At 72.5% G+C, this 12009-nt stretch carries 11 protein-coding genes; 3 read left to right on the plus strand and 8 right to left on the minus strand.

Annotation, left to right across the window (positions count from 1 at the left end; translation table 11 throughout):
• Window positions 1-172: 172 nt before the first annotated feature.
• Window positions 173-2149, minus strand: a complete 1977-nt coding sequence (locus B073_RS0105155; protein WP_018537026.1) for an NAD-binding protein — start codon at window positions 2147-2149, stop codon at window positions 173-175.
• A gap of 331 nt (window positions 2150-2480) precedes the next feature.
• On the opposite strand from B073_RS0105155, the gene B073_RS0105160 reads away from it, so the two are divergent.
• Together B073_RS0105160 and B073_RS0105165 are read left to right on the plus strand one after the other, a co-directional pair.
• A complete protein-coding gene (locus B073_RS0105160) occupies window positions 2481-3149 on the plus strand; it encodes a potassium channel family protein (protein ID WP_016574662.1) in 669 nt (222 codons plus the stop codon).
• Entirely contained in the window at window positions 3146-3817 is a 672-nt protein-coding gene (locus tag B073_RS0105165) for a potassium channel family protein (RefSeq protein ID WP_018537027.1), read from the plus strand. Before B073_RS0105160 ends, B073_RS0105165 begins: the two co-directional genes overlap by 4 nt.
• Before the next feature lie 77 nt (window positions 3818-3894).
• Here the strand turns inward: B073_RS0105165 and B073_RS0105170 are convergent, their stop codons facing one another.
• The 4 genes from B073_RS0105170 to B073_RS0105185 form a co-directional block, all read right to left on the minus strand.
• Window positions 3895-4734, minus strand: a complete 840-nt coding sequence (locus B073_RS0105170) for a DUF3159 domain-containing protein (RefSeq protein ID WP_018537028.1) — start codon at window positions 4732-4734, stop codon at window positions 3895-3897.
• 3 nt (window positions 4735-4737) lie between these two features.
• Entirely contained in the window at window positions 4738-5136 is a 399-nt protein-coding gene (locus B073_RS0105175) for an OB-fold nucleic acid binding domain-containing protein (protein WP_199788106.1), read from the minus strand.
• 67 nt (window positions 5137-5203) lie between these two features.
• Entirely contained in the window at window positions 5204-5887 is a 684-nt protein-coding gene (locus B073_RS0105180; protein WP_016570936.1) for a response regulator, read from the minus strand.
• A 175-nt stretch (window positions 5888-6062) separates the two neighbouring features.
• Window positions 6063-8618: a sensor histidine kinase gene (locus B073_RS0105185; protein WP_018537029.1), complete on the minus strand. Its 2556-nt coding sequence runs from the start codon at window positions 8616-8618 to the stop codon at window positions 6063-6065.
• 415 nt (window positions 8619-9033) lie between these two features.
• On the opposite strand from B073_RS0105185, the gene B073_RS0105190 reads away from it, so the two are divergent.
• A complete protein-coding gene (locus tag B073_RS0105190) occupies window positions 9034-9606 on the plus strand; it encodes a GNAT family N-acetyltransferase (protein ID WP_106731759.1) in 573 nt (190 codons plus the stop codon).
• Window positions 9607-9654: 48 nt separating this feature from the next.
• Here B073_RS0105190 and B073_RS0105195 read toward each other — a convergent pair whose 3' ends face one another.
• The 3 genes from B073_RS0105195 to B073_RS0105205 form a co-directional block, all read right to left on the minus strand.
• Window positions 9655-10437, minus strand: a complete 783-nt coding sequence (locus B073_RS0105195) for an ABC transporter ATP-binding protein (protein WP_018537031.1) — start codon at window positions 10435-10437, stop codon at window positions 9655-9657.
• A 285-nt stretch (window positions 10438-10722) separates the two neighbouring features.
• A complete protein-coding gene (kdpC, locus tag B073_RS0105200) occupies window positions 10723-11394 on the minus strand; it encodes a potassium-transporting ATPase subunit KdpC (protein ID WP_018537032.1) in 672 nt (223 codons plus the stop codon).
• Window positions 11395-11415: 21 nt separating this feature from the next.
• The coding region (locus B073_RS0105205) for an HAD-IC family P-type ATPase (RefSeq protein WP_026247079.1) at window positions 11416-12009 on the minus strand (594 nt) is incomplete at its 5' end.

Here is a 12009-nt window from a genome sequence, read left to right on the forward strand (position 1 = left end):
CGCATCCACCACGCGGTACCTCCACGGCATCTGCACCGTACGGACACGGTGGCACCGTCTATGCGGGGAACCCCCGCGGGCCCGGACTTCGTGGCGGATGTCACGCAGTCCGGGCGTGTCGCGTACGGGCGCCCCGGCACCCGGCGCGCGCTCCGGCGTGCCGCGGGCGGCCTCACTCCTCGCGCGCCGCCGGGCGCGGCCGGCGCGACAGCAGATCGCCGAGCCCCTCCCGGGTCGCCGCCACCAGCACCACGTCCTGCGGCCGCAGCACATAGCCGTCCAACTCGTCCGCCAGATGCGCCGGCTCCGGCCCGTCGCCGGTCGGCGGCGCGGCCGCCGCGGGCTCCGCCGGCGGCTCGTCGGGCGCGGAGCTGTCGACGGCCAGCACCCGCAGCCGCCCGGGCCGCAGCACCTCGCCCACCGACCGGCCCTCCAGGGCCGCGTGGCCCCGCACCTCGACCCGGGCGACCAGCAGCACCCGCCGCTCCACCGGGATCGCCCCCAGGATCTCGCGGCCCATCATCGCCCCGGCGAAGGCCGGTGCCGCCAGGAACGACACACTGCGGCTCCGGGTCCGCGCACCGGGGTGCGCCGTCCGCAGCGTCCGGTACACGGCGGCGGCGAACCCGTCGTCGAAGAGCCGCAGGGTCACCCGCAGCCGCGGATTGACCGACCGGGCGTAGAGCGCGGCCTCCAGATTGGTGGTGTCCTCGCTCGTCAGCGCCAGCAGGGTGCGGGCCCGGTCGGTCAGCGCCGCCTCCAGCACCCCCTCCTGCGTCACGTCCCCCACCACCGTAGGCACCCGCAGCCGCCGCGCCAGGGCGATCCCGCGCGCCTCCGGATCGGCCTCGATGCACACCACCGGCACCCGCATCTCGTGCAGCCGCGCCAGCACCCGTGTGCCGATCTTCCCCAGGCCCAGCAGCACCACATGCCCCGACAGACCGCGCGGTGGACGGCGCAGCGCCGACGCGCTGCGGAACGTCCCCAGCCCCTCGAACGCCGCCGCCACCAGCACCGGCAGCAGCAACAGCCCGACCAGCCCGGACAGCAGTTGCAGCAGTTTGCGCGCCAACGGGGCGTCGAGCGCCGGCTCGTTGATCGCGAACAGGTCCAGCAGCGTCAGGTACGCGGCGTGCAGCGGCGGCTCCCCCGTCGACAGCGACGCGGCCACCGCCAGCGCCAGCACCGCCCCGACGATGCCCGCCAGCGACCAGCGCAGCCGCCGGGAGAACAGCGACGCCAGCGGCGCACCCCGGCCGCGCAGCCGGCTCGGCCGCAGCGTCCGGCCCGTATAGGCGACGGTCTCCAGGACGACCCGGCCGCAGCCGCCGGCCGCAGCCGCGGTGGCGTCGTCCGGCAGCAGCACCGGCCCCTCGTCGCCGGCGGCCGCCCCCGGGGCACCGGCCGCGCCACCGGGCGGATCGCCGGGCGACGGCGACAGCAGCGCCAGGGTGCACAGCCGCCGCGCCCCCGGCGGGCCGGACTGCCCCGGCGCGCGCTCCACGGCGCGCAGCATCAGCCCGTTCGCCTCGATGACCTTGCTGGTCCCGGCCACCGCGGTGGCCACCAGCGCCGGGGCGACGGTGTCCGCATCGGACAGCACGGTGGTGGACGCATCGCCTCGCGTCGCCCCGGCGCCGTCCGCGTCACCGCTCGCCGCGACCGCCGCGGACTGGTCGAGCAACTCCTCCAGATGCTGGCCGAGTTTGCGGTTGTAGAGCCGGATGACCAGGCGCAGCCGCGGGTTGAGGCGGCGGGCCCGGAGCGCGGCGTGGATGTTCAGCTCGTCGTCGTCATGGACCAGCGCCAGCGCGCCCGCCTCCGTGACACCGGCCTCGACCAGCGCCGCGTCGTCGACCTGGGCCGCCACCTGCACCCGTATCGGCTCCGGTGGCGGCTCGCCGTCCTCCCGCGGCACCGCGGGCGGCGGCACGCCGGGCAGCGCCCCCGGACCGGTCCGCGCCACCGCCGCCGACACCCGGCCCAGCAGCGCGGAGGCCCGGCCCAGGCCGCGGGAGGCCGGCGGAACACGGGGCCGGTGCGGCTCCCGGGCGGACGGCACGAGCAGCGTCACCCGTTCGCGGTAGACGTCCCGGAGCTCGGCGGCGAGCCGGTGGGCCAACGCGTCATCGCCGCACACCACCATGTGCGGCGCGAGAGAACCCTGTTGGGGCTGATGTGGCAGTTGTGGCACACGCCGTAGCGTGCCCTACCCGGCCGTCCCCGCGCAGCCCACCGCACGATCCGCACCGCACCGCCACCCCGCCTGCCACAACCCCGCACCGACCGCGCCCCCTACCGCAGCCGCCGTTACGGCTACGGTTGTACCGGACCACGGTGCGGCCGGCGCTCCCGTCCGACGCACCGGGCCGCCGTCGCAGACAGCGGCTCCGTGCCGCCGGCACATCGGAAGAGAAAGTAGTGAGCAGGGTGTTTGGGCAGGTCAGCGCGCTAGTACAGGGCACGGGGTAATCAGCATGCACATCGTCATCATGGGGTGCGGTCGCGTGGGCTCCGCGCTCGCGCAGACCCTTGAGGGCCAGGGCCACAGCATCGCGGTGATCGACCAGGACCCGACCGCGTTCCGCCGCCTCGGCTCCGCCTTCGGCGGCCGCCGGGTCACCGGCGTCGGCTTCGACCAGGACACCCTCCGCGAGGCCGGCATCGAGGAGGCGGGCGCCTTCGCCGCCGTCTCCAGCGGTGACAACTCCAACATCATCGCCGCCCGGGTGGCCCGCGAGATGTTCGGCGTCGAGAACGTCGCGGCCCGCATCTACGACCCGCGCCGCGCCGAGGTCTACCAGCGCCTCGGCATCCCCACCGTCGCCACCGTCCGCTGGACCGCCGACCAGATGCTGCGCCGGCTGCTCCCGTCCGGCGCCGAGCCCCTCTGGCGCGACCCCAGCGGCGGTGTCCAGCTCGCCGAGGTGCACACCGCGCCCTCGTGGGTCGGCCACAAGATCAGCAAACTGCAGGAGGAGACCGGCGTCCGCGTCGCCTTCCTCACCCGCCTGGGCGAGGCCATGCTGCCCACCTCCCAGACCGTCCTCCAGGAAGGCGACCTGGTGCACGTCATGATGCGCACCGACGAAGTCGAGAAGGTCGAGGCGGCATTCGCCCAGGGCCCCGAGGAGGCGCACGCATGAGGGTCGCCATCGCAGGCGCCGGCGCGGTGGGTCGCTCCATCGCCGGCGAACTCCTGGAAAACGGACACGAGATCCTGCTCATCGACAAGGCGCCCACCGCCATCTCGGTCGAGCGGGTACCGCTCGCCGAATGGCTGCTGGCCGACGCCTGCGAGATCACCTCGCTCGACGAGGCGGCCCTCCAGCGCTGCAACGTCGTGATCGCCGCCACCGGCGACGACAAGGTCAACCTCGTCGTCTCCCTGCTCGCCAAGACCGAGTACGGCGTCCCGCGCGTCGTCGCCCGCGTCAACAACCCCAAGAACGAGTGGCTGTTCAACGAAGCCTGGGGAGTCGACGTCGCCGTCTCCACCCCCCGGCTGATGTCCGCCCTCGTCGAGGAGGCCGTCAGCGTCGGCGACCTCGTCCGGCTGCTGCGCTTCAGCCACGGCGACGCCAACCTCGTCGAACTCACCCTCCCCCCGGAGGCCGCCCTGGCCGGCACCCGCGTCGGCGACGTCGCCTGGCCCGAGGACACCTCCCTGGTGACGATCATCCGCGGCACCCGCGTCCTGACCCCCAACAAGGACGACGCCCTCGAAGCCGGCGACGAGCTCCTCTTCGTCGCCGCCCAGTCCCGCGAGGAACAGCTCGAGGACCTGCTGTCGGTCCGCCGCGACGACAGCTGAGCCGCCCCGCACGGCAAGACGGCGAAGGGCCCGGGAGCCACACGGCTCCCGGGCCCTTCGTCACACCTCGCGGCGGCTCAGCGGCGGTGCCGCGGCCCCTCCTGCGGCCGGTCCGCGACGGGCGGCCCCGGCGTCGCCAACCGCTCCCGCAGCGCCTCCTCCGCCTTCTCCTGCGCCTCCATCTCCGCGAACACGTCGATCGGCGCCGGCGCCTTCACCAGGAACACCCACGTCAGATAGACGGCCAGCAGGAACGGCGGGATCTTCAGCGCCACCAGCACCCATCCCAGCTGCGTGGTGTCCGCCCACCAATACAGCGGGAACAAGATCAGGCACTTGCCGAGCAGGATCAGCCCCCATGCCCAGCTCGCCTTCGCGTACGCCTTCTTCCGCCCCGGATTGCGGGTCCGCCACGAGAGGTTCTCCTTGAACACCGGGCCCAGGATCAGCCCGATCAGCGGAACCCCCGCGAGCGTGGTGACGATGTAGGCCAGCGCCAGGCCCAGGGTGTACAGCATCCCCGGCAGGTAGAAGTCCTTGGCGTTGCCGGTCATCATCGCGAAGACCACACCGAAGGCCACCCCGAAGACACCGCTGAACGCGTGCTTGACGGTGTCCCTGCGCACCAGGCGCACCACGCACAGCACCAGCGACACCGCCAGCGCCGCGATCGCCGAGACGTGCAGATCCTTGTCGACCGTGAAGATCGCGACGAACAGCAGCCCCGGCAGCACCGTCTCCACCAGGCCGCGCAAGCCGCCGAACGCCTCGAACAGCGCCGCCTCCGTCACCTGCCTGCCCGCGGCATCAGGGCCCGCACCGGGCACCGGCGGGGCGGTGACGGCCGGAGCACCCACCGGGTGATCGGCGGGGGCGGAAGCCTCAGGGTCAGTGGTCGGTCGGTCGAACGACGTCACCGGCTACTCCTGTCCGAGCGGTCGCAGTTCGTACTTGGGATTGAAAAGCACCCGGCGCCCGTGACTCAGCGAGATCCGGCCCGAGGCGATGAGCTTACGGCCCGGCTCGATGCCGACGATGGAACGGCGACCCAGCCACACCACGTCGAGCGCCGCGGAGCCGTCGAACAGCTCCGCCTCCAGCGCGGGCACACCGGCACGCGGCCGCAGCGTGACATGCCGCAGGGTGCCGGAGACCTTCACTATCTGACGGTCGTCGCAGTCGCATATGCGGGTACACCCCGTCGCCTGCGCATCCTCCTGCAGCTCGGCGGACTGCAGCTCCTCCTCGGAGGACGACAGCCTGTCGAGCATCCGGCGGAACCGGCCGGCCGGCTTCTCGGGTCGGGTCCCAGCAGTCATAACCCCAGCGTACCGGGGCCCGCGCGGCCGCCCCCACACCGCGCACCAGCGCCCGCCACCACGGCGTTCACCCCTCGAACCGATACCCCATCCCCGGCTCCGTGATGAAGTGCCGCGGATGCGAGGGGTCGCCCTCGAGCTTCCGCCGCAGCTGCGCCATGTAGACCCGCAGGTAGTTGGTCTCCGTCCCGTACGACGGCCCCCACACCTCCTGCAGCAACTGCTTCTGACTCACCAGCCGGCCCTGGTTGCGCACCAGCACCTCCAGCAGGTGCCACTCCGTCGGCGTCAGTCGGATGTCCCGGCCGCCGCGGTTGACCTTCTTCGCCGCCAGATCGACCGTGAACCCCTCGGTCTCCACGATCACCTCGTCGTCCGCCGGCCCCGTCGGCTCCGCCCGGCGCACCGCCGCCCGCAGCCGCGCCAGCAGCTCGTCCATCCCGAACGGCTTGGTCACATAGTCGTCCGCCCCCGCGTCCAGCGCCTCGACCTTCTCGTCCGACGTCTGCCGCGCGGACAGCACCAGGATCGGCACCCGCGACCAGCCGCGCAGCCCCTTGATGACCTCCACCCCGTCCATGTCGGGCAGCCCCAGGTCCAGGACCACGACATCGGGATGGCGGGCCGCGGCGAGCTTCAAGGCGGTGGCCCCGTCCGGGGCCGCGTCCACCTCGTACTTGCGCGCCTTCAGGTTGATCACAAGGGCGCGCACGATCTGCGGCTCGTCATCAACCACAAGCACCCGGTTCACTGGCGTTCTCCTCGCGGTGTCGGTCGCCGGCGGGCCCCGCCCGCCGGCCAAGTCGTGAGTCCGGCCGGTACCGCCCGGCCGGCGTCCTGGCCCCCTCTCGGGCCGCGCGGCGGACACGTACCGTCACCGGAACGCGGCCGGATCCCGCCGCAGGTGCCTGCGCCGTGGCCACGACTCATGTCGTCGCCTGCGCCGGAAGATCAGGGCGCACCGGGGGGAGGCCCGCGGCGGCCGGCAGCGTCAGCACCATCGTCATCCCGCCCCCCGGAGTGTCCTCCGCGGACAACGTCCCACCGATCGCCTCCGCGAAACCCCGCGCCACGGCCAGCCCCAGCCCCACGCCGGCCCCCCGCGGAGCGTCCCCGTACCGCTGGAACGGCTCGAAGATCCGGTCCTTCGCGCTGTCCGGCACCCCCGGGCCCCGGTCCGCGATCCGCAGCTCCACCCGGTCACCGAGCGCACTGGCCGCGACCAGCACCGCCTCCCCGTCCGGGCTGTACTTCACGGCGTTCTCCACCAGATTGGCCACCGACCGCTCCAGCAGCCCCGGGTCCACCGCCACCATCGGCAGCTCCTCCGGGATGTCCAGCGTGACACTGCCCTCCGGGACCCCGCCCAGCGCCATCGGCACCACCTCGTCGAGGTCGATCTCCCGGATCAGCGGCGTCACCGTGCCGGTCTGCAGACGCGACATGTCCAGCAGATTGCCCACCAGATGGTCGAGCCGGTCCGCGCCCGCCTCGATACCGGCCAGCAGCTCCGCCTCGTCCTCCTGCGACCACGCCACGTCGTCCGACCGCAACGACGTCACCGACGCCTTGATGCCCGCCAGCGGCGTCCGCAGATCGTGGCTGACCGCGGCCAGCAGTGCCGTACGGATGCGGTTGCCCTCCGCCAGCTCCCGGGCCCGCTCCGCCTCGCCCACCAGCCGCTGCCGGTCCAGCACCACCGCGGCCTGCGCCGCGAACGCGGCCAGCACCCGGCGGTCCTCCGCCGGCAGCACCCGGCCGGTCAGCGCCAGCGCCATGTGGTCGCCCACCGGCATGTCCACGTCCGCGTCCTCCGGGCGCGCCAGCGGCGGCGCGCTCCCGTCACCGCCTGCGCGGCCCGCGCACGTCCACGGATCGACGTCGCTGCGCCGCTCCAGCAGCGCCACGGTGTCCATGCCGAACGTCTCCCGCACCCGCTCCAGCAGCGCGTCCAACGTGGTCTCACCGCGCAGCACGCTTCCCGCCAGGAACGACAGGATCTCCGACTCGGCCCGCAACCGGGCCGCCTGATGCGTCCGCCGGGCGGCCAGATCCACCACCGACGCCACCGACACCGCCACCGCGAAGAAGATCGCGATGGCCACGATGTTCTTCGGGTCGTTGACCGTGAGCGTGTGCGTGGGCGGAGTGAAGTAGAAGTTCAGCAGCAGCGACCCGGCCGCCGCCGACGCCAGCGCCGGCAGCTGACCGCCCAGCAGCGCCGCCACCACCGTCAGGAAGAGGAACAGCAGGACGTCGTTGGCCAGCCCCGGACCGTTCGACAGCCTCGTGAGCAGCAGCGACAGCACCACCGGACCGCCGACGCCGACCAGCCAGCCGGCGATGATCCGCGACCGGCCCAGGCGCGCCCCGCGCGCCACCGGCAGCCCCCGCCCCTTGGCGACCTCGTCGTGCGTCACGATGTGCACATCGAGATCCGGCCCGGACTCCCGGGCCACCGTCGCCCCCACACCGGGACCGAAGACGTACTGCCACGCCTTGCGGCGGCTCGACCCCAGCACGATCTGGGTGGCGTTCACCCCCCGCGCGAACTCCAGCAGCGCGCCCGGTATGTCGTCACCGATGACGTGATGGAACGTCCCGCCCAGGTCCTCCACGAGGGTCCGCTGGACGGCGAGTTCCTTCGGGGAGGCCGAGGTCAGCCCGTCACTACGGGCTATGTAGACGGCGAGTACCTCGCTGCCCGAGCCCTTCGCCGCCATCCGGGCGGCCCGGCGGATCAGCGTCCGCCCCTCCGGACCGCCGGTCAGCCCGACCACGATCCGCTCGCGCGCCTGCCAGGTCGAACGGATCGAATGCTCCGCCCGGTACTCCTGGAGGTACTCGTCGACCCGGTCGGCCACCCACAGCAGCGCCAGCTCGCGCAGCGCGGTGAGGTTGCCGGGCCGGAAGTAGTTCGACAGCGCCGCGTCGACCTTGTCCGGCTGGTAGATGTTGCCGTGTGCCATCCGTCGCCGGATGGCCTGTGGCGACATGTCGACCAACTCGATCTGGTCGGCCCGCCGGACGATCTCGTCCGGCACCGTCTCCCGCTGCCGCACACCCGTTATCGACTCGACGACGTCCCCGAGCGACTCCAGGTGCTGGATGTTCACCGTCGAGATGACCGTGATGCCGGCTTCCAGGAGCTCCTCGACGTCCTGCCAGCGCTTGCCGTTGCGGGACCCGGGAACGTTGGTGTGCGCCAGCTCGTCCACGAGCGCCACGGCGGGCCTGCGCTCCAGCACGGCGTCGACGTCCATCTCGGTGAACGTCGAACCGCGGTACTCCAGCTCACGGCGCTGGATCTGTTCCAGCCCGTGCAGCATGACCTCGGTGCGGGGCCGGCCGTGGTGCTCGACGAACGCCACCACGACGTCCGTCCCGCGCTCCACACGCCGGTGTGCCTCGGACAGCATCGCGTACGTCTTGCCGACGCCCGGTGCCGCGCCGAGATATATCCGTAGCTTGCCGCGTGCCATGGCCCCATTGTCTTACGTGAAGGTCGCCCCCACCGGGCTGGACCTGATGCGACCCTACCGACCGCCCCGGCGAAAAAACGCCCAGGTAGCGGCTTCCCACAGGGTCTTGACGCGACTCTGATACGGGGTGCGGGTGGGGGCCGATCGGGGGTGCGGGCGGGGGCGCAAGGGCCGGTGGAGGGCCGGGTGGAGGGGTGCGGCGGGGCAGTCCGGAGGTGAGCGGGGTGACGTGGACGGGAGGGAAGGGGAGTGAATGCGGACGGGTGGACGGGTGCCCGGGAAGTGGCCGGCGTGGGCCGGCGGCCCGTGCCGGGAGGGCGGGCGCAAGGGGCGCGGGCGGCCCTGAGAGGTGGCTGATCTCCGCACTCCCTTGGCCGAAACAAAACCATCGCTCGCACCAACGGCCCCTGCGACGATGCCCCACATGACCACCAGCCCCGCCGAACGCCCCGCCGGCACGGTCGAGGTGCGCCTCGCCCACACCGCCGACCTGGACGACGCCACCCTCAAGGCCGCCCGCATCCTCCTCTACGACGTCTTCGACGACATGACCGCGGAGGACTGGGAGCACTCGCTGGGCGGCCTGCACGCCCTCGTCCACGAGGACGGCGTACTGATCGGGCACGCCGCGGTCGTCCAGCGCCGGCTGCTGCACAACGGCCGGGCACTGCGCTGCGGCTACGTCGAGGGCGTCGGCGTCCGCGCGGACCGCCGCGGCCGCGGTCACGGCGCGGCCATGATGGCCGCCCTGGAACGCGTGATCCACAACGCCTACGACCTCGGAGCGCTCGGCGCGGCCGACGACGCCGCCGCCTTCTACGCCGGCCGCGGCTGGCAGCTCTGGCGCGGCCCCTCCTCCGCCCTCACCCCGACCGGCATCCGACGCACACCGGAGGAGGACGGCGCCCTCTTCGTCCATACCGGATCCGTACCGCTGGACCTGGAGGGCGACCTGACGTGCGATTGGCGGGAGGGGGACGTGTGGTAGCGGAGCTGACTCAGGGGCGCTGACCCACGGGGCCCGAGGTCGCGCACCTCACGCCCCGGCGGGCTCCCCCGCCACCGTGACCACCCCGTCGTCGAGCTCCAGCACCCGGTCGGCGAGGGTGAGGAGGGTGGTGTCGTGCGTGGCGACGAGCGCCGTGACGCCCTCGCTGCGGACGACGGCACGCAGGAGTTCCATGACCTCCAGGCCGGTTTCGGCGTCGAGTTGCCCCGTCGGCTCATCGGCTATCAGCAGAGCGGGACGGTTCGCGAGCGCGCGGGCGACGGCAACGCGCTGCTGCTGGCCGCCGGAGAGCTCGCCGGGCCGCTGGGCGGCGTGATCGGCGAGGCCCACCAGCGACAGCAGCAGGGCGACGCGCGCCTCGCGCTCCCGCGCCGGGACCTTCCGCAGCCGCAGCGGTACCCCGACGTTCTCGGCGGCGCTGAGGATCGGTATCAGCCCGAAGGACTGGAAGACGAAGCCGATGCGGTCGCGGCGCATCGCCAGCAGCTCGTTCTCGCCGAGGTCGGCCAGTGGCGTGCCGTCGACGGTTATCCGCCCGGCGTCCGGGGTGTCCAGGCCGCCGATGAGGTTGAGGAGCGTGGTCTTACCGGATCCGGAGCGGCCACGCAGGGCCACCAGTTCGCCGCGCGGCACGCTGCACGTCACCCCGCGCAGGGCGTGCACGGCGCCCGCTCCCGTTCCGTAACTGCGGTGCAGTTCCTCGACGACGACCATCGCTTCGGCCCGTCCCGTGTCGGCGACGGCCGCACCGGCCGCACCGGCCGTGCCCGCGGTCACCGTGCCGCCGTCTTCTCCGCCACAGCTGTTCATGATGCCTTCCCCCGTTCTCCCGTCGACGGGTCGCGAACGTAGGGCCAAGCCCATGGGCCGTCAACCTCCGGCACGGGAAGTCACCCTCGACCGCGTCCCGCACAACTCGCCTGCTGTGCGGTCACGTTCGCTGCTCGGACGCCCCGGAAGCAGTGAGCAGTGGGCAGCGGTCCACGGCGTGCGGCGCGCGAAAGGGGCAGCCCCGGGGACGTTCGCCCCTGAGGCCGCCCCTGTGTGCGGCGGCGGTGGTAGGTCGCGTGCGGTGTCTCGCTAAGGCACCGAACGTCACCGCTGTCCCTGTACTCCCTGTACCAGGTCCCGGAGTGCCACGTTCAGCTCCAGGACGTTGACCCGGGGCTCCCCCATGAACCCCAGCGGACGTCCCTGGACGTGGTCCTGGACGAGCTTCTCGATCTGGCCTGCGGGTCGGTGGTTCTCCTTGGCGATGCGGTCGACCTGGAGGAGCGCGTACTCGGGCGAGATGTCCGGGTCGAGGCCGGAGCCGGAGGAGGTCACGGCGTCGGCCGGCACCTGCGACTCGGGGACGCCGTAGGTGGTGGCGACCCACTGCTTGCGTTCCTTGACGGCCTTGATCAGGTCGGTGTTGGTGGCACCCAGGTTGGAGGCGCCGGAGACCTGGAGGTCGTACTGGGTGTTGACGCCGTTGGTGCGGTTGCTGCCCAGTCCGGCGGAGGGGCGGGGCTGGAAGTAGCGGAGGTCGGGGATCGGGTTGCCCTTCTTGTCGGTGCCCTTGTCGTAGCGCTGGCCGAGGAGGGCGGAGCCGACGACCTTGCCGTGGGAGCTGACCTCGGAGCCGTTGGCCTTGCCGGGGAAGGCAGCCTGGGCGACCCCGGTGACCACCAGGGGGTAGATCACGCCGCAGACCACGGTGAGCACGAGCAGGGCGCGCAGGCCCGCGGTCAGCAACCGGCCCGTGTTGCGTACGGAGTTGTTCATGGCTGTCACCACGCCTTTCGATCAGTGCAGCCCGGGGATGAGGGAGATCAGCAGGTCGATGAGTTTGATGCCGATGAACGGTGCGACGAGACCGCCGAGTCCGTACACCGCGAGGTTGCGGCGGAGCATCCTGTCGGCGCTGACGGGCCGGTAGCGGACGCCCTTGAGGGCGAGCGGTACGAGGGCGACGATGATCAGCGCGTTGAAGATGATCGCGGACAGGATGGCCGAGTTGGGGCTGGACAGCCGCATGATGTTGAGGGTGTCCAGGCCGGGGTAGGCCACGGCGAACATCGCGGGGATGATCGCGAAGTACTTGGCGACGTCGTTGGCGATCGAGAACGTCGTCAGGGCGCCCCGGGTGATGAGGAGTTGCTTGCCGATCTCGACGATCTCGATGAGCTTGGTCGGGTTGGAGTCAAGGTCGACCATGTTGCCGGCCTCCTTGGCGGCCGACGTGCCGGTGTTCATCGCCACGCCCACGTCGGCCTGGGCCAGTGCGGGGGCGTCGTTGGTGCCGTCGCCGGTCATGGCGACGAGCTTGCCGCCGGCCTGCTCGCGCTTGATCAGCGCCATCTTGTCCTCGGGCGTGGCCTCGGCGAGGAAGTCGTCGAC

Source organism: Streptomyces sp. MspMP-M5, from assembly GCF_000373585.1.
Taxonomy (GTDB): domain Bacteria; phylum Actinomycetota; class Actinomycetes; order Streptomycetales; family Streptomycetaceae; genus Streptomyces.

Coding starts and splice junctions, on each gene's coding strand:
- B073_RS0105155 (WP_018537026.1), bottom strand. CDS start 2,149: ATGGTGGTGTGCGGCGATGACGCGTTGGCCCACCGGCTCGCCGCCGAG.
- B073_RS0105160 (WP_016574662.1), top strand. CDS start 2,481: ATGCACATCGTCATCATGGGGTGCGGTCGCGTGGGCTCCGCGCTCGCG.
- B073_RS0105165 (WP_018537027.1), top strand. CDS start 3,146: ATGAGGGTCGCCATCGCAGGCGCCGGCGCGGTGGGTCGCTCCATCGCC.
- B073_RS0105175 (WP_199788106.1), bottom strand. CDS start 5,136: ATGACTGCTGGGACCCGACCCGAGAAGCCGGCCGGCCGGTTCCGCCGG.
- B073_RS0105185 (WP_018537029.1), bottom strand. CDS start 8,618: ATGGCACGCGGCAAGCTACGGATATATCTCGGCGCGGCACCGGGCGTC.
- B073_RS0105190 (WP_106731759.1), top strand. CDS start 9,034: ATGCCCCACATGACCACCAGCCCCGCCGAACGCCCCGCCGGCACGGTC.
- B073_RS0105195 (WP_018537031.1), bottom strand. CDS start 10,437: ATGAACAGCTGTGGCGGAGAAGACGGCGGCACGGTGACCGCGGGCACG.
- kdpC (WP_018537032.1), bottom strand. CDS start 11,394: ATGAACAACTCCGTACGCAACACGGGCCGGTTGCTGACCGCGGGCCTG.